A 17,109-nucleotide genomic window follows, 5' to 3' on the forward strand; every position below is an offset into this window, starting at 1 on the left:
AAGTTTCACGGTTTGTTGATGAATGAGATTGGATGACGCAACAGATGGAAGTCTTAAAAATAGATCAAACTCGAAACCCTGATCAGTTGCGACTTCCACAAGCCAAGGGAACATATGTCCTCATCTTGTACGCATCTCAGACCGTTGATCTGGGAATTGGTAAGCTGGGAATTTTTCGTTTCGCTTCCGGTTATTACGCCTACGTTGGGAGTGCCTTTGGTCCCGGTGGACTGGTTGCCCGTATCCGGCACCACTTGAAGCTATCAGATCGGCCCCATTGGCATATAGATTACCTCCGTGCTAAAACCCAAATTATTGAAATCTGGTATCACACTGAAAATGTAGAGCATATCTGGGCTGAGTTTCTTGGTCTTCTAAAAAAGGCGCAAACACCAGTGAAAGGCTTCGGCTGCTCTGACTGTCGATGTTCGTCCCATCTATTTCATTATCCGGATAAGCCCTCTTTTCGGGGTTTCAAAACAAAGGTGGGATAGAGATTTTCTGAATCAGCTCCGGCCCATTGTTTTTTACCGGATTTACGGCTTTTGAAACCGGATAGTATGTCATTTCCTGAACGGCGCCGCTTTGCAATATTCGCCTTAGTTCGCCGACATCCTCCAATTCGGGATTAAGCCAGGCATCATAATACCGAGGGTCCAGTATCAACGGCATTCTGGTGTGAATATGCTCTATGGCAATGCTTGCCGCTGTTGTTACGATCGTACATGAATCAAATGGCGAACTGTCAGGGGCTTCTTTGTCGGTCCAGCGCTCCCATAAACCGGCAAAGCCAAACAGCACCCCGGTAGTTGGCGTAATGAAATATGGCTGTTTATTCCCCTTATCCCCTTTCCATTCGTAATACCCATTTACTGGAATTAAACATCGCCGCTTCTTGAAAGCGTTTCGAAAACTCGGCTTCTCTGAAATGGTTTCAGATCGGGCGTTAATCATTCTCGTCGCCGCTGATTTATCTTTTGCCCATGAGGGCACCAGGCCCCAGTGCATTTTCGTCAGGATGTTTTTACCATTTTTATTACGTACCGCCGGGATATGTTGTGTCGGACAGACATTATAATTCGGTGTGATATCTCTATCCGTAAAATCAATCGCGAATGATTTTTTAATAAAATCATATGAGCTGGATATAACGAAGCGTCCGCACATAAGGTCCCTCCGATTTTCTGGAATATTGATCCCCCCAAAAATGTTGCGACGGGGCAACATCATGCTGTTCGCAGTTCATCTTTTTTGGCGAATCTCCGAATATTTCCAAAGAGCCTGATCGAGTTCTCTCATGCTCACGCCGGCTTTAAGTGCAAGGATCCGGCAAAAGCCGGCATAAGCTGACCAAAACGGATATGTATATTGTGTTGGCATCTCAATATTCAGAGACTGTAGCTCTCGGAAGTCTATAATTGGGTACATGTTCGGGAAGGCGAAATGGAGGAAGACGGACGCTGTCGGCCATTTAACGCCGGCAAGAAGTGTCCAGATCTGAATTCGCAATTGCTCTGAGGCCGTTGTTTTGGCGATAGCCGATATTTCCCAGATCAGGTCCTCATCGTTTGATTCACACAAAGGTTTTGAGCGTGATGTCTTCCACGAGCACACAGTGAGGAACTCATCTTTCCTGAGAAATCCCTTTTGCACATAGGAAGGAAACACCTTTTGCGTGATTATTTCAGTAAGGCCTCTGTCCCTCTCGCCCATCTCGCTGGTGTACTGGGCGGCCAAGCTGCGTATTTCAGACTCCGGAAAGCGCAGTTTCATCATTCATCATCTCTGTTGAGGGAACAATGGAAAAACCCGGTTTCCGGGTTTTCCGCCTGTAGCCGTTGTTTTTCGATTTGTTATGCCGAAATAGTCGACAAACCCAAAAAACTAAAATATTTGACCTGTTAGCTGCTTAAATACTTTTTAACTTTTTAATTTGCAACAACCCAATATCACGTATTATTCTCGTATGGCAGCTTTTGCATATTTTATGGTATCTTTACAAGTACCCAAAAATTGGAGGATATTTTATGGCCCTATCGGTGGTCGATCTTTATGCAAAGGTCCTTCCGCGCACCAACTGCGGCGATTGCGGCTACCCGAGCTGCTTGGCATTCGCCAGTATGGTCGTCTCTCAAAAACTGCCCCTCGCCGGTTGCCCCCATCTCTCGGCAGACACCCTGACGCGTTGCCAACCCGAACTTGATGCTCAGCATGCGGCTGGCAAATGGACTCGCCGCGACCTGGCCGCCGATGCACTTCTCTGGGCCAAACAGCGGGCCGCCTCTATGGACTTGAAGGACCTCCCGGCGCGCATTGGCGGTGAGCTGGCCGTCATTAACGGCGAGACGGTTCTGGTTCTGCCCTATTTTGATTCCGCAATTCACATTCGTCCCGAGTCCATCCGCCACGCCGACGGGAGGGAACTCGGCCGCTGGGAACAGGTTTTTATCTTCAATCACATGGCCCATGGCGGTTCAAAAACACCCACCGGGCGATGGAAGTCCCTTCAGGATTTTCCAAATACCGTCTCCAAAATCAAGTCCATGCGGAACCATGTGGAAGCGCCCCTGAAGGATCATTTCGCCGGCCGTCCCGAGGAACTGACTGCTGCGGCCATTCGAATCGGTGGCAAAAATGTTACAGCTGAAAACCAGTCGGCCGATCGGGCCTTTCGCTTTTCCCCCCTCCCCCGAATCCCGGTAATGCTGTTTTTCTGGGACGGTGACAGCAGTTCCGGGCTTGATGCGGAAATCAAACTGGCTTTTGACGAAACGATAACAGAACACCTGGATATCGAATCCATCATGTTTTTGAGCGAACACCTCGCCAAACTGCTGCTTGAATAATAAACCACCGCATCAATGGGTGCAGCTGATAGAAAATTTCCCCATAGGGAGGACGATCAGACAACCCAATTCAAGGAAAGCGGTAAGCCGCCTTCACGGACATGCCCGGCGGAGACCAGCTTTGCCCTCGCCTTTCAAGTGGGGATTTCTGTTTAAATAAAATGGTGCCCTTTTAGCATGATTTTATTCTCTCATATTAAAAGTTCATATAAAGCCGTGAACTCCATGAGCAATCACAGTTTTTTGGATTCCCCGCTCCACACCCCAACCTGATGAGTGGGCTGCACCAAATAAAGCGTGGAATAGGTTTGCCAGTCTTCCTTTTTAACCCATTAATATCAAGAAAGAATGATAGCCACATTATTGCACTGGCCTGTTTTTAGGCGCACCATAACATGTTGTAACCATTGAGTTTGTTTTTATTTCTCAAACAGTGACGGTTGAAGTATCCTTTTGAGCAGCCCTTAACATATGATTTTTCAGCGAGGTGGAATGACAAAGGCAGAGCGAATGAACGGCTCTGCCTCATGGTGTTTCAAATATTTTGCCGGATTATTTTTTCATTTTCTTTCTGGCAACGCCGGCAAGCCCGACTAAACCAAAACCGAGAAGAATCATGGTTGAGGGTTCGGGGACTGGGTTGTTTCCGTTCACTTCGAAAGGAAACGAATAATAGCTACCGAATACATTTCCCACTTGATCGAGCAAAACGTTCCCAGCAACTGCGAGATATACATGCCCCCCATTATCCAAGCCATCTCCAAAGGTATCCCCCATCTCAAGCAGGTAATCACCTGCACTCAAATCCCAGTTGAAAGTGTAATTGGTGTACGATGCCATGGTTCCTGTGGCCATCCCCGCTGACCAGGACCCGCCTGTTAACTGATCGATGGCCCATGATGTTTCATAGCCAAATCCACCAGCATTGATCTCAAAATCCACTGGTGTTGCATACACTGATGCGGAGATAAAACATAATAAAAACAATCCTCCAAAAACCAATAATAATTTTTTCATTTCACTGCTCTCCCTAAATAGACTGTCTCAAAATGTGATTATTTCAGTTCATGACAAGTTTTCCATTTAAAAAATTGGGGGCACCTCCTTCCTCCAAGATTGGAAAAATACGGCAAGCTGGTTCCTTATGTTTTTGAATTTCATTGGTATGTCCGGAGCAAGGCCCATAATGATATAAAACATATGGCTGCTGGATATAGTTTATCGAAAGCAATCAACAGAAAAGCAACAAGTGTGCCAGAACCACATAATATTTAAAGATAAAATATTAGCTGTTTGTTATCAACGTATTGTAATGTGTTATCAAGAGTTGGCAATTTTGTTATATGAAACATTTCTTAAATATTGTTACCTGTTCTTCATAAATATTGTTACTTATTTTACATAGTGTCCATTCATTAATCGGCCATTTTTGTCTTTCAGCCAGCCTTAACCGAATCCAGTTTTGCCTGTCAATTTTCCTATTGCCGTTTTCAGTTGCCGTGGGGGTCAGCTCCAAGTGGTCATTTCTTCTTGGTTTTCCCTAGCTTCAAGCAAGACTGTATCCGCCAGGCCACACAGCCAGAAAAATCGCAATAGTCCATTTCCGCAATCTATCTCCGGCTTGGTCCTATACGCATTCCAAAATGTTCTATTTCAGGTTTTTTTTAACCCATCCTGCTTAAGCATAACTATCCATTAAGTTTGGTGAAATCATTATTTGGCTTCCAGGCTCCCTGTCCAGTCAACGATCGCCTTTCGTTCCTGGCCGCTACCCTCGAAATATAGATTTGCCTTCTTCTTCTGTTTTGGGAAAAGCAGCATGATTTTAATTTCAGAAATAAAGGTGACGGTCACCGGGTGTCCGTTGGCACCGGAAAATTCAGGATCAAATTTGATCTCTTCTAAATTCAAGGTCAACGCTTCAGTCGTCATGGGCAACATTACCAGTAATCCTTTTCTCCCGATTCGAAGACGGCGGATATTCAGAAGATCCGTGATGACCTGATATTTATATGGAAACTGTTGGGCAGTCCTAAGGGGTTCCCTTTTTATGCGGTTGTGTTACCCCTCTCTCAGACAGTGGCTTTCAATAAGATTGCGACACTCCCGAAAAGGAAAGAGGCAATGGCCAATGCTGTGTGAAACGCATTTTTAAACGAAGCGCTCTTTAATTTTTAAAAGCATGAATTACAGTAAAATGATATTCTGCGGATCGGTAGCAATGATTCCGTGGCCCGTTTCGTAGGTGATGAGGGCGCTGTCCAGCCATCTTCTTGAATCGTGAATTTTGATCCTGACTATAGCGAATGCTACAAGCGGCTCTTGACCGAGGCTATGCTGGCACGTGTTTTCCGGCATTAGACAGAACAATTCAAAGTGCCTAATGTCCCCTGAGCTGGGCTCTGTGTTTATCCGAAAGAATGAGGATTATCGCTTAACACAACTGCTGGATTGTAATGCTCTGGTAAAAACCGCCTGCTGGCCTTCTTTCAAAACCTTCAGCCATTAAACGGCATTGGGGCTGCGTGGACTCCCATCGATAATCTTCTAAAAGCCGGCGACCGGCGAGGAAAATCGATGCCGAAAAGATTTTTAGGAATTTTCGGCCTGTCCGGAACGAGTAGAACTTAAACGGCCTGATTCGCTTCCCCGATCTGAATATTCAAGGTCCAGTAATCGTAAACGATGCCCACCAGAAAGAGTCCGCCGGACAAAAGGTAAATGACCCCGGTGAACCATTTTCCGAGATAAAATCGGTGGATACCGAGTAACCCGAGGAAGGTCAGAAGTACCCACGCAATGTTATAATCCTTGGGCCCGGGGGTGTATTTGATGCTCGCCTCGCGATCCATGGAAGGAATTAAAAAAAGATCTACAATCCAGCCGATGAAAAGTAACCCCAGCGTGAAAAAATAGAGGGTGCCGCTTACCGGCCGGCCGTAGTAAAACCGATGAGCCCCCATAAAGCCGAATATCCATAATAAATACCCGATTGCCTTGCTGTGCATATCCATTTGCCCCTTGTCATTTTTCCAGCAGTGAAAACTTCCCTACCGCCGCTGCGGCCCAAATTGCGTTACGAACCGATCACCCTCGGCAACATGCTTGCCGCAGTCTTTCAACCACAAATATCAACAGAATGACCCAGACTGCAACTGCCGGTCGTTAGTTTTTAAATGAATGGCAGTTACCGCATAGGGTGGTCTGAAGCGGATTGATAATCTGAATGTCATACGATTCCTGAGAAATCAATTCAAAAACTGCCATCTCCAAAAACCTATGATATGTCTTTAATATTTTTGCTTATATGATCGAGTTTTTTAAAGCTCACCCCTTCAACGGGTGGAATGAGAAAGCAACCGCTACAGGAGCCATTGTCGTTTGTCTTCTTTCCGCCGCGTCAGGATTTGCAATTGGGCTGGGTGCTCGAACGATAATCAATCTGTTCCGATAAAGGAGGCCCATATGATTGAATGGGTTGTTACCGCCCTCAGCATCATCGGAGCCATCCTCAACGCCCGCTGCAAAGTCAGCGGGTTTTATTTTTGGACCATCGCAAATCTCAGCTGGGTCGTTATCGATTTCAACCGCGGCCCACACGCCCAGGCGGCTCTGTTTCTGTTTTATTTTGCCACTTGTCTTTATGGAATTTATTCCTGGAAAAATAGATCCTGAAGTCAGAATCTCACAGAATCCGAAATTTTACCTAATAATTAGTGTGATGGATTGATACCGGGGTTCGTACATCGGGTATTCATTTTTTTCAATCACAAGCCTATTTCGCTATGTGATCCAAGACGGACCAAATCAAGGTGCTCGTTGTCGGGCTTGCGGTATATGAGAATCAGATCTGGTTTAATATGACAATCCCGATAATCCGACCATTCGCCGGAAAGCGGGTGGTCAAATTTATTTCGAGGTAATGGGGAGTCGCTGGAAAGAACTGTTACAACTTCTTTCAAGGCGGTATCTAATACTTTACCGTGTCGCCCTGATTTTTCCCGTTTATAATCACGTTTAAAACGACTGGTATGCCTAATCGTCCGCATTTAGCGTCGCCAATAGGTTGTCAATCTTCCCAACTGTGATAAGTTCGCCGCGTCTGGCCGCTGTCATTGCTTCGATGGTTTCCTTGTTGGGGATAAGCGGTTCAAAGGGCAATGCCTTTTCCGCCGCTATCCGCATCATCATCATTCTGAAAGCATCGGAAACGGTAAGCCCGATAGAGGCAAGCACGGCCTCGGCTTCACTCTTGGTTCGCCCGTCAATCCGGGCGCGAACAACAGTTTTTTGAGTCGCAATCATAATTTTTTCTCCTTTGAGCCACAAAGTAGCCCAATATGTGTTTGGTGTCAATGGCCATACTTTAAAAAGGCGCCAGCCGGGGTACTTTTGATTCAAAAATGCCAAAACGTAGCCGAGCGCCTTTATATCCTTGGTTTTAGCGGGGTTTTGTAGGTATCGAACCGGGGGTATCTCGGAAATATAATTTTTGGCGGGTTTTTCGGCATGCTGATTGTCGATCCCGCCACCGGCGCCATGTGGAAGTTGCCGGAAAGTATTGATACCAGTCTATACCCGACCGTAGTAAAATAGCAGGATATTCGCCCCACCCCTTCTCCCGGGTGGTGCACTTTTTTTGTGTCCAATCTGCAATGCTTTTTCCTTGCATTCCTGCCAAAAAGAAGTAATATTTTATCGAAAAAATGAGAAAGGAATCGCATATGGCTGCCTCACAGTACACGCTTTCCCCCGCTGAAGTTAGAAAACTCATATTCAACTGCGAAACCCTTCGGGAGCGAATCATCATCCGATTGATGGTCCATTGCGGCTTGCGCCGGGAGGAAGTGGCTCGGCTCCTTATCGACAAGATCGACTGGGAGCGAAACCGAATATCCTTCATCGGCAAAGGTCGGCAGGCCGGCATGGATATCGAGACCGTGCAAGGGCTGGTCCGTCACAAGAGCTTCAAAACCACCTACGACCTTTATGGGACATTAGGCTTCGATGAAATCCAAAAAAGCTACGAGAAAAAATTCCTTGATCGCAACTAATTTTATGATTGACATGGGGCCGCCGGTAAGAGTCCGGTGTAACCGATGCAAGGGCTGGTGCGAGAGCATCGAGCTGACGGACTTCACCATGTTTTTCTGCACCAATCACCTTTGCGTCAACGTGCATGAGCTGCGGCATATGACTGATGGTTCGTGGACGACGCATGATTATGGGACGGTGGTGGAAGCGCCAGAGGTGATGCAGGAGTTTAAGGCGTTATTGATGAAGCCGAGGCCAACCTATCCGAAGTTATCCGTAATAAAATGAACCTTTGGGGCTGAACCCAGCTTTTCCTCATGCCTTTTCGATTTCGACCTTGATTTCAAAGCCGGAACCATCTATAAGCAATCGAAAGCGAATTGAAAAACGGTCACACAAGAGTTGCTGTACCTGTTAAGAATGATTGCTGGACGGGTCAAAATCATCAGACCGCCGTTTTTATGATAGCTTCACATCATAACACCCCAACTTTACGGCGAAAAGAACCAAAACGCCCTTTTCAGCATCATTCCCTGTTCCACAAGATAATTTGAAGTATGGGTGAGTGTTTCATTCACAGCGCAATTATCACCGCCCGTTTTGGCTCTTAGAAAAAGATGTATGGACAGGGCTTATTACATGCCAATATCAAAATAGCCGGGAAAATTGACATTGATCTCATAATATCTGGACGATTGTGGCCGAAAATAGCTTTATTATCAATTTTTCAGGTCAAATTGACCTGATAAGCGATTTTCGCACGTGAATCGATGGCGAGCCGAAATCGGCCACAAAGGCCACCAGATCCAGATAGCTGACTTTTTTAATGGAATGGCATTTTTCCTGTTTCAAATAGGCGCTCAATTCCTTCAGGCGGGCAGATAGCGCCTGAATGGAGCGACCGGAAAAATTGGCCATCCGGCAATTGTCTAAAAATTGGTCGATAAGGTCGATAAGCTGGTGAAGCCATGCGAGCACCTCCCTTGTTGCCGGTTACATCATGCCTCATTACCAATAGCCTAATTTTTCAACCAAATTGCGCTAACCGCGGGGTTTGGCGGCTATGTGAAGACTGAAGAGTTGTAGAAAATGATTACTGGAAATGTATTCGTAGAAATAGCCGCGATTTTAGGACTTGCGACGCTGACTGGAATCATAGGGCAGAAATTACGACAGCCCTTAATCATCATGTTTCTGGCAACGGGCATTCTGGCCGGTCCGTCGTTTTTTGGCATCATACACAGCTATGAGCAGATTGAACTTCTGGCCCATATCGGCATAGCCCTTCTGTTGTTTATCGTTGGGCTTAAACTCGATCTGAATCTGATTCGAACTACCGGTCCGGTTGCCTTGGCAACTGGCCTCGGACAGATCGTGTTTACGTCGCTTATCGGGTTTGTCATTGCCATTGCCATGGACATGTCATATATCAGTGCGGCTTATGTTTCGGTTGCGCTTACTTTTTCAAGTACGATCATCATCGTAAAGCTCCTGTCCGACAAAAAAGAAATCGACTCTCTCCATGGCCAGATTGCTCTTGGCTTTCTAATCGTTCAGGATATCGCCGCCATTTTGGCTTTGGTCGGCCTGACGACATTGGGGTCATCTGTTACCGGGGACGCGCCCAGGTATTTCTCGGTTTTGATTATTGTCGCAAAAGGGTTGGGACTGTTGGGCGCGGTTGCCCTGCTGATGAAATATGTCATTCCTTACCTGACGCAGCGTCTCGCGCATTCGCTGGAACTGTTGACGCTATTCGCAATCGCATGGGCGGTCCTTCTCGGAGCGGGCAGTGAGCTGTTGGGATTCAGTAAGGAGGTCGGCGCATTTCTGGCCGGTGTCTCACTGGCCTCCACTGCCTTCAGGGATTCGATTGGCGCGCGGCTTACAGGCCTTCGGGATTTTCTCCTTCTGTTTTTCTTCATCGATCTTGGCGCACGACTGGATTGGTCCATGGTGAGCTCACAATTGGGCGCATCGTTAGTTTTTTCCATCTTTGTGCTTGTCGGCAACCCGCTCATTGTTCTGATGATCATGGGCGTCATGGGATATCGCCGTCGCACCGGTTTTCTCGCCGGTCTCACGGTGGCCCAAATCAGCGAGTTTTCGCTTATTGTAGCGGCCTTGGGGCTGAGTATCGGCCACATTACCAAAGAAACGATGGGGCTGATCACCCTGGTGGGGGTGGTGACCATATTCCTGTCCACCTACATGATCCTCTATTCCTACCCGCTTTATCGTTTTCTATCCTCCCCCTTGAAAATTTTCGAAAGGCGTAATCCTTACCGGGAGGCGGCCATAGACACCTTCGCGGATACCGGCGCAGTCGACGTCATTTTAGTGGGTTTAGGTAATTATGGCAGCGGGCTGATGGAACATCTTCTCCGGCGAAAAAATGCCATAGTGGGGATCGACTTCGATCCCAGCACTTTAGAGAAGTGGCGCAAGAGAGGGGTGCCTGTTCTTTACGGGGATATGGCGGACCCGGAGATGCATGAGCTATTGCCGTTGAAAAAGGCGCGATGGGTTATCAGCACCGTTCGTTCCAAAGAGATGAATTTGGCACTAATCCATAATCTCAAGAAGGACGGTTATATTGGAAAGTCGGCCTTGACGGCGACAAACAGCCAAGAAGCTGCTGAGTTCGAAAAAGCCGGCGCCAATTTGGTATTTCGGCCTTTTAAGGATGCAACGGAACTAGCGGCCGACGCGTTAGCTTATGCGATGGACTTCCTTCCGGATAGCGTTGATTGGCCTCTCTCCTTTCTCGATTTACGTATTCGTTCGGATGCTTCAGCCGCCGGACAGACCATAAAAGAACTCCCGTTATCGGTTTTGGGAATATCTATTCTGGCGGTCAGTCGAGGAGGACGCATTTTTCATGAGCCGAAGCCGGATTTCAGGATTTTCCCGGCCGACCGGCTACTCCTTATGGGACATCCGGCTGGCTTGAAAGATGCTGAAAGCATACTGAATCATCTTGAGGCGCAGGAAGACGCAGGGGGCACAGACCGCTTTGAAATCGCCGAACTCAAGGTGTCAGAGGAATCGGACCTTTTAGACAAGTCTTTGGCGGAGCTTCATTTTCGGCAAAAGTTCGGCGCCACTCTGGTCGGCATACGCAGAGGCCAGGATCAGATTACGACGATCAACCCTGCGGAGCGCCTTCAGGGAGGGGATTGCCTGATCGTTATCGGCAAGTCGAGCACTATCCAAGAGCTCAAAAACCTCGCCCCTGTTTAGCGGCTCGAATATGACACACGAGGTGATCCATGAAGCGTTTCAAAAACATCCTTTACCTAAACGAACCGACCGTGGACCAGGAATCGGCGATTGCGCGTGCTGTTTCGCTGGCGGCAAACAATCAGGCCAACCTGACAATTGTCGATGTAATCCCGTCTCAGGTCGTCACAGCAGGTATTGGTCTGCCGCCGGAAGGACCGATATCCGACGAGCTGCGAGCCGCCGTAGAATCCGATCATCGCAAGGCGATGGAATCTATGGTTCAATCCTTCAAAGAACGCCTGCAAATCCGGCTGGAAGTATTGGTTGGAAAGACCTACCTTGAGGCGATTCGAGCCGTATTGAAAAATGGGTATGATCTGCTCATCAAACCAGCGGAAAACCCGACTTGGACGAATAGGCTGTTCGGCAGTGACGATCTGCATCTTCTTCGGAAATGTCCATGTCCGGTTTGGCTTATGAAACCGCCTGAAAAACACAATTACAGTCGCATTTTAGCAGCCGTTGATTTTAATCCATTAAATCCCACGGCACTAGAGCAAGCCCTCAACACGGAGATTGTGGAGCTTGCCGGTTCGCTCGCGCTGACCGACTCTGCCTTCTTGCATCTGGTCCATGCCTGGGAGGCGTTTGCCGAAAGGGCCATGCTTTCGAGAGGCGACATTTCACATGATGGCATTGAAGCGCATGTCGAAAAACAATACTCGCTCCACCAAAAAGGACTGTACCAACTGGGTGATGCGCTACGAGACCGGATCGGCCCCGAGGCGTATGATCGAATATCCCCGCGCTTTCAACTGCTCAAGGGACCGGCAAAGAAGGTTATTGCAAACTTGGCGGCAGAGCTGCAGGCGGACATTGTCGTCATGGGGACGGTCGCCCGTACCGGTATTTCAGGGCTGATCATCGGCAACACCGCCGAAGCCATTCTCGATCAGCTTTCATGTTCGGTGCTTGCCATAAAGCCTCCTGGGTTTAAAACGCCGGTGAAATTTGATGAATGACGCTTTTTGTGGATTCTGTTGTGGCTATCATAAAGTCAGAATGACCACATAACCCCCTGAACCGGAGCGGTATATAGTGCGGCTCTTCGCAAAAGCACCGCACGCCACCCGGTTAGGGCAACGTTAGCTTGCTTAGGAGAACTATTCTAAGTGGATGCAAGAAAGGCTCATAGACAATCATGCAGCAAATGTAAGGAGGCGATATATCAGATACTGGTAGAGGCTTTCGGTTCTTGTAATATTCGCCAGCAATATCGCCTTGGCATCCTCAGTACTCTGCAAGGATACAAAGAACACCCTAATTTCTCGACCCTTGAGATGATCGAGTCGGATTTGAAAACGTATCGGGGCTTCAGGCAGTTTGTGTCACGGCGCAGCTTGCCCCCTGTCGATTATTTTGTGACTTCAGTCGGCCTAATCGTGGAGTTCGATGAGGCACAGCATTTCACCAGACCGCGAGCACTCACTCTTGAGCGGTATCCTGCATCACTCCAAGTGGGGTTTAGCCGTCAGTATTGGCTTCAGCAATGTGCGAAGCTCAATCGGCATGACAATTCACCTCCATACCGGGACTAGCAGAGAGCCTGGTTTGACACATTGAGAGATTTTGCCCCTGCGTATCTTGGTCTTCAGCCGATTGTGCGCATTTATGCAGGGGCTGCTGTATGGTGCCGCTTAGATCTCAGCAGGGGCATGGAAGCGGTAATGTCCTATGTCCCACAACTGGCTCAAATCGTCGGTACCAGCAATCAAAACATTCAATCAGAGAGCAAAAAGCGTGCGCCCGCTGAAGAGCGGAGATAGCAACATCAACCTTCTTCGGAGGCAACTATGAACAAAAACTGCAGCCCTTTTTTTTACCGCTACTTTTATCTCTGCTCCTGGTGACCCCATCTACATTCGCAGATTCAAATCCAGTTGACGGAACATATGATGCTCGTGTCAAGACTGACAGCGGAACATATCGAGTTCCCGTAGAAGTAGAAGATGAAGAAGTTACATCCATCCGCTGGCATAATGGTGGCCGCATGAAGCTTATTGGTGCGGAAATCGAAAACGGTGAGGCTGTGGGTCTTAGTTCTGACGGCGACAGATTAAGAATCGAAATTGATGACATAGAATGTGAGAACCTCGAAGAAACGGAATATGAGTAGGATTGAAATGCCCAAGAAATAAGGATCGATCGCAAGAGCGCAGCGATTCACGATCTTTTCCTATGGTTGGACCCGCCGGCAATTTTGCGGTGTCCTTAATATATGCTAATACCTTTTTCGAGGATGAGGTTCCAAAGCGGCTCATCCTTAACGTTTTGCCAGAGGGTAGAAAGACAAATAGACCATATGCAAAAACAGGGTAATGTCGAAATAGCACCAAGCCATCTAATCATCGTTCCGGGCCACGCCATCTACATTGGTACGGACCGCAGCCAGGTGTATTTCACAGGCCCACGGAATTGGGTCGGCACCTACACGGGTTACCGGTACGAGGATGAAGTCCCTTTGTATGTTGACCACATCCGCAGGGGTGTCGTGGAGGCCAGTTTCGATCCTGCGTCAGTCCTCGTTTTCTCAGGCGGGCATACCAGAGCCCTTGATTTGGTTCCAGCGGGAACATCTCCAGTTTCGGAAGCGCAAGGATACTGGAACCTTGCCGAGCAATGCAATTGGTTCAACTGCATGCCGGTGAAGGCCAGGACCAAGACGGAGGAGTTCGCCCGTGACTCCTACGAAAACCTGCTCTTCAGTTGGTGCCTTTTCAGGCAGGAATTTCGCGTTAATCCAGAGAAGGTTACGGTGTGCGGGCTCATGTTCAAGAAAGCGCGGTACGAACACCACGCTGCTGTGATCCGACGGGACCTGGATGTTGGGTCATTTCGCTTCAACTACTTATCCGTCAACGACCCTCCGGAGTATGTCCTTGACGCCGGCTCACGGTTGGGCGAGATGGAGACGATGGCAGCCTTCCAGGCAGACCACCATGGAGAGGGTGACTTTCTTGATGGAACGCGGAAGGGTCGCGACAAGGTCCTGCGCCCCTTTGCATACCAACTGCCCCAGAAGAAAAAGGCCAAGCAAGTCGTTGCAGAACTATGCTTGGATTAGCAAATGGTAGTGGGAGACCGGATAAATATCAGAGTGGATATCTGACACTGACAACCGGGCTTTCGTCCTCGGACGTAGCAATTATCAAGCGTGAGCTGGGGACGGCGAGGAGCATGCCGCCCCAGATACGCGGCGTTATGACTCAGTAGAATCGAGGGTAAGCATATAATATGGCATGGACTTATTTAATAGTAGCTGGTTTGTTCGAATGTTTTTGGGCAATCGGTCTTAAATATACGGATGGGTTTACTAAACTCATTCCGTCACTTCTCACTGTATCAGCTATGACGATTAGTTTTTTATTGCTGTCTGTTGCCATGAAAACAATTCCAGTGGGCACAGCCTATGCGGTTTGGACAGGGACTGGGGCCATCGGGGTTGCAATTATGGGCATGATACTGTTCGGCGAATCACGGGATATTCTGAGAATAATGTGTTTGTTATTAATCGTAGCTGGAATAGTTGGCCTTAAATTGGTTTCTTCTTCGCAAGGCGCCTCATAACCATGCCTTCCAGCGGACACAAAAAACCGCGCAGTTGATTAGGTTAAGCGTCGCGGGAGGAACCAACGTTGCCGTATCAAGCTCTCGCAGACACGGTCTTGCTGCTCCACTTCGGAGTCGTTTTGTTCGTCGTTGCGGGGCCTCCGGTCATTCTTGTTGGCAAAAAGTTCGGCTCGTCCTGGATAAACAGCCTTTGGTGGCGGTTGGCTCACCTCGCGGCCATCGGTGTAGTGGTCCTTCAGGCAAGGCTGGGCCAACACTGCGCGCTCACAAAGCCTGAATCCGCCCTGCGGGAGCGAGCAGGGCAAGCCGGGTACGAACGCAGTTTCGTCGAGCACTGGGTACAGCGTGTCCTGTACTACGAGGCGCCAATGTGGATCTTTGCTCTGGTGTACACTGGATTTGGGCTATTTGTCGTCTGGACATGGTGGCGCTTCCCGCCCCGGGTGGGCAATGGCAAGAACAGCGATGCCTAACAAATAAGGATAGATCGTGAGAGCGAAGCGATCCAAAAATTGATTCGTTTCGGCCTGATTCATGGCATACCTTTTTTTGGGTTTAATGGTGCCCGGAATTGGGCAATACCTGGAGTTATAGACAGTTATGAGGTTTTTTCCGCGCGGAACGGCTTTGTCCAACCTCCCATTGGAGGGGATGCAAATAACTTGCGGTCTTCGTAGGGTGCACTGTACGCGAACCCCTTCATTTTAAGTTATGACTTAGAACTGGAGAAAAAAATGAATGCATGCCTAATCTTGATTGACCTTCAAAACGACTATTTTGCTGGTGGTAATATGGAGCTTGTCCATATCAAAAAAGCTGCTGCAAATGCACAACAGCTATTGGAGAAATTTCGAAACAAGAAATTGCAGATAAGAGCGTTGTATTCCACATTGTCAGTAACGATTCTGGATTCAACGGCCTTGTCAACCATCTTAAAAAGATCGGGCGAACCAGCAAAAAAGTATTAACAAAGGCAGTATCGCCGAACCAGCCGGTCTTGCCCGCGCTTTCTGAAAACGCATCAATGGTTGTTTCCAAGCTTAAACAGCTTGACGGGAGAAAGCGTCCAAGGAAGATGGCCAGCTTTCTTAACTGGATCAAGTCGCAGTGCAAAGGGCTGCCGAATTCAGCATCACCAGAATCAGTTTTTCAGGAACTTTTAAAGGCAAAATTGGTGCGGGAATCTGGGTTGGATATTTCTTATGAAATCGAGCGCTAACGCTGCGCTCAACCGGCCCTGCGTAAACGGCCACACAGTCCGGTTAGCTTTACGTTAGGCCGTGACCGAATCTATTCACACCCATAAGGGGATTTCCCGAAATGGACATTCCACGGATCTTCAACATCACCGAAAGTGCTCACCGCATCCATAACCCGTTCACACCCGAAAAGCTCGCCACTCTCGGCGCGGCGCTGCGTCTGGAAACGGGAACCCGAGTGCTCGACCTCGGCTGCGGTTCGGGGGAGATGCTGTGCACCTGGGCACGCGATTACGGAGTCATCGGCACCGGCATCGACATGAGCCGGTTGTTCACCGAGCAAGCGAAACTCCGCGCTGCAGAACTCGGCGTCGCCGATCAAGTCAAGTTCATCCATGGCGATGCTGCGGGTTACGTCTCGGACGAAAAGGCCGGTGTGGCAGCTTGTGTCGGCGCCACGTGGATCGCTGGGGGAGTCGTCGGCACGATCGAGCTTCTGGCGCAGAGCCTCCGCCCCGGAGGGATCATCCTCATCGGCGAGCCCTACTGGCGGCAGTTACCGCCGACGGAAGATGTCGCCAGGGGGTGTCTTGCCGGCGCAATCTCCGACCTTCTCCTGCTTCCAGAACTTCTCGCGTCTTTCGGCCACCTCGGCTACGACGTCGTGGAAATGGTTTTGGCAGACCAAGACAGCTGGGACAGATACGAGGCGGCCAAGTGGCTCACCATGCGCCGATGGCTTGAAGCCAATCCCGACGACGAGTTCGCGAAAGATGTTCGAGCCAAACTAACCTTGGAACCCGAGCGCTACGCCGCTTACACGCGTGAATACCTGGGCTGGGGCGTGTTCGCGCTGATGACGCGGTGATGAGGGGATTGCCGGGCGACTCAGAAAGTGGGGAAAATCCAATCATGCCTAACCAGCAAAATGCAGCGGACCCGTCAGTCCGTGGGCAGTCGAAAGACAGTGGCGAAAATAGCGAGTCCGTGCAGTCTCAGGCGGTCCGCTGATTTTGGTCGTTGGACCGGTCAAAACCACTGCCGTAGACTCAATGCCGTTTCCTTAACAATTTGTTTTGTATTCATAGAAAAATCGATGTTGTTTGACCCTGTGTCGCCTTGGAAATTTTCTGTTGGGTCTCACGGATTCTGTCGTCTGAATGAATATGGTTCTT

At 48.7% G+C, this 17,109-nt stretch carries 21 protein-coding genes; 13 read left to right on the forward strand and 8 right to left on the reverse strand.

The window, feature by feature from the left end:
• The first annotated feature begins 32 nt into the window (after positions 1-32).
• Positions 33-494 carry a GIY-YIG nuclease family protein gene (locus tag RBT11_19335; protein MDX9788936.1) on the forward strand — a complete coding sequence of 154 codons (462 nt, stop codon included), beginning with the start codon at positions 33-35 and terminating at the stop codon, positions 492-494.
• On the opposite strand, the gene RBT11_19340 is transcribed toward RBT11_19335, so the two are convergent.
• Positions 475-1,230, reverse strand: a complete 756-nt coding sequence (locus RBT11_19340; protein MDX9788937.1) for an SOS response-associated peptidase — start codon at positions 1,228-1,230, stop codon at positions 475-477. The genes RBT11_19335 and RBT11_19340 overlap by 20 nt on opposite strands.
• 12 nt (positions 1,231-1,242) lie before the next feature.
• Entirely contained in the window at positions 1,243-1,776 is a 534-nt protein-coding gene (locus RBT11_19345) for a hypothetical protein (GenBank protein ID MDX9788938.1), read from the reverse strand.
• 251 nt (positions 1,777-2,027) lie between these two features.
• On the opposite strand from RBT11_19345, the gene RBT11_19350 reads away from it, so the two are divergent.
• The gene (locus tag RBT11_19350; protein MDX9788939.1) at positions 2,028-2,846 is read left to right on the forward strand and encodes a DUF3786 domain-containing protein; all 819 of its coding nucleotides are present in this window, start codon (positions 2,028-2,030) and stop codon (positions 2,844-2,846) included.
• A gap of 552 nt (positions 2,847-3,398) precedes the next feature.
• On the opposite strand, the gene RBT11_19355 is transcribed toward RBT11_19350, so the two are convergent.
• The 3 genes from RBT11_19355 to RBT11_19365 all read right to left on the reverse strand — a co-directional run bounded on the left by RBT11_19355 (position 3,399) and on the right by RBT11_19365 (position 5,854).
• Entirely contained in the window at positions 3,399-3,863 is a 465-nt protein-coding gene (locus tag RBT11_19355) for a PEP-CTERM sorting domain-containing protein (protein MDX9788940.1), read from the reverse strand.
• 696 nt (positions 3,864-4,559) lie between these two features.
• Positions 4,560-4,787: a hypothetical protein gene (locus RBT11_19360; GenBank protein ID MDX9788941.1), complete on the reverse strand. Its 228-nt coding sequence runs from the start codon at positions 4,785-4,787 to the stop codon at positions 4,560-4,562.
• A 686-nt stretch (positions 4,788-5,473) separates the two neighbouring features.
• Complete coding sequence (locus tag RBT11_19365) at positions 5,474-5,854, reverse strand: TM2 domain-containing protein (protein ID MDX9788942.1); 381 nt, start codon at positions 5,852-5,854, stop codon at positions 5,474-5,476.
• 457 nt (positions 5,855-6,311) lie between these two features.
• Here RBT11_19365 and RBT11_19370 point away from each other — a divergent pair, with 457 nt between their 5' ends.
• Positions 6,312-6,521 (forward strand): nicotinamide mononucleotide transporter, encoded by a 210-nt coding sequence (locus RBT11_19370; protein ID MDX9788943.1) that lies wholly within the window; start codon positions 6,312-6,314, stop codon positions 6,519-6,521.
• A 92-nt stretch (positions 6,522-6,613) separates the two neighbouring features.
• On the opposite strand, the gene RBT11_19375 is transcribed toward RBT11_19370, so the two are convergent.
• Both RBT11_19375 and RBT11_19380 read right to left on the reverse strand, forming a co-directional pair.
• Entirely contained in the window at positions 6,614-6,895 is a 282-nt protein-coding gene (locus RBT11_19375; GenBank protein ID MDX9788944.1) for a type II toxin-antitoxin system YafQ family toxin, read from the reverse strand.
• Positions 6,882-7,151, reverse strand: a complete 270-nt coding sequence (locus tag RBT11_19380) for a type II toxin-antitoxin system RelB/DinJ family antitoxin (GenBank protein ID MDX9788945.1) — start codon at positions 7,149-7,151, stop codon at positions 6,882-6,884. Before RBT11_19380 ends, RBT11_19375 begins: the two co-directional genes overlap by 14 nt.
• Before the next feature lie 419 nt (positions 7,152-7,570).
• Between RBT11_19380 and RBT11_19385 the strand changes: the two genes are divergently transcribed.
• Together RBT11_19385 and RBT11_19390 are read left to right on the forward strand one after the other, a co-directional pair.
• Positions 7,571-7,900 (forward strand): tyrosine-type recombinase/integrase, encoded by a 330-nt coding sequence (locus RBT11_19385; protein MDX9788946.1) that lies wholly within the window; start codon positions 7,571-7,573, stop codon positions 7,898-7,900.
• Entirely contained in the window at positions 7,887-8,168 is a 282-nt protein-coding gene (locus RBT11_19390; GenBank protein ID MDX9788947.1) for a hypothetical protein, read from the forward strand. The genes RBT11_19385 and RBT11_19390 overlap by 14 nt, the downstream gene beginning before the upstream one ends.
• A gap of 444 nt (positions 8,169-8,612) precedes the next feature.
• Here RBT11_19390 and RBT11_19395 read toward each other — a convergent pair whose 3' ends face one another.
• A complete protein-coding gene (locus tag RBT11_19395; protein ID MDX9788948.1) occupies positions 8,613-8,858 on the reverse strand; it encodes a hypothetical protein in 246 nt (81 codons plus the stop codon).
• A 111-nt stretch (positions 8,859-8,969) separates the two neighbouring features.
• On the opposite strand from RBT11_19395, the gene RBT11_19400 reads away from it, so the two are divergent.
• The 8 genes from RBT11_19400 to RBT11_19435 all read left to right on the forward strand — a co-directional run bounded on the left by RBT11_19400 (position 8,970) and on the right by RBT11_19435 (position 16,802).
• A complete protein-coding gene (locus RBT11_19400) occupies positions 8,970-11,123 on the forward strand; it encodes a cation:proton antiporter (protein ID MDX9788949.1) in 2,154 nt (717 codons plus the stop codon).
• A 29-nt stretch (positions 11,124-11,152) separates the two neighbouring features.
• On the forward strand, positions 11,153-12,127 hold the full coding sequence (locus RBT11_19405) for a universal stress protein (protein MDX9788950.1): 975 nt from the start codon (positions 11,153-11,155) through the stop codon (positions 12,125-12,127).
• Positions 12,128-13,155: 1,028 nt separating this feature from the next.
• Positions 13,156-13,281, forward strand: coding sequence for a hypothetical protein (locus tag RBT11_19410; protein MDX9788951.1), 126 nt, complete (start codon positions 13,156-13,158; stop codon positions 13,279-13,281).
• A gap of 186 nt (positions 13,282-13,467) precedes the next feature.
• Complete coding sequence (locus tag RBT11_19415) at positions 13,468-14,229, forward strand: hypothetical protein (GenBank protein ID MDX9788952.1); 762 nt, start codon at positions 13,468-13,470, stop codon at positions 14,227-14,229.
• Between the two features lie 170 nt (positions 14,230-14,399).
• Positions 14,400-14,732, forward strand: a complete 333-nt coding sequence (gene sugE, locus RBT11_19420) for a quaternary ammonium compound efflux SMR transporter SugE (GenBank protein ID MDX9788953.1) — start codon at positions 14,400-14,402, stop codon at positions 14,730-14,732.
• 68 nt (positions 14,733-14,800) lie between these two features.
• Positions 14,801-15,208 (forward strand): DUF2784 domain-containing protein, encoded by a 408-nt coding sequence (locus RBT11_19425; protein ID MDX9788954.1) that lies wholly within the window; start codon positions 14,801-14,803, stop codon positions 15,206-15,208.
• Positions 15,209-15,469: 261 nt separating this feature from the next.
• Positions 15,470-15,703, forward strand: coding sequence for an isochorismatase family protein (locus RBT11_19430; GenBank protein MDX9788955.1), 234 nt, complete (start codon positions 15,470-15,472; stop codon positions 15,701-15,703).
• Between the two features lie 352 nt (positions 15,704-16,055).
• Positions 16,056-16,802: a class I SAM-dependent methyltransferase gene (locus RBT11_19435; protein ID MDX9788956.1), complete on the forward strand. Its 747-nt coding sequence runs from the start codon at positions 16,056-16,058 to the stop codon at positions 16,800-16,802.
• Positions 16,803-17,109: the final 307 nt, after the last annotated feature.

The sequence above is a fragment of the Desulfobacterales bacterium genome, assembly GCA_034003325.1.
In the GTDB taxonomy this organism is placed as follows: domain Bacteria; phylum Desulfobacterota; class Desulfobacteria; order Desulfobacterales; family JAFDDL01; genus JAVEYW01.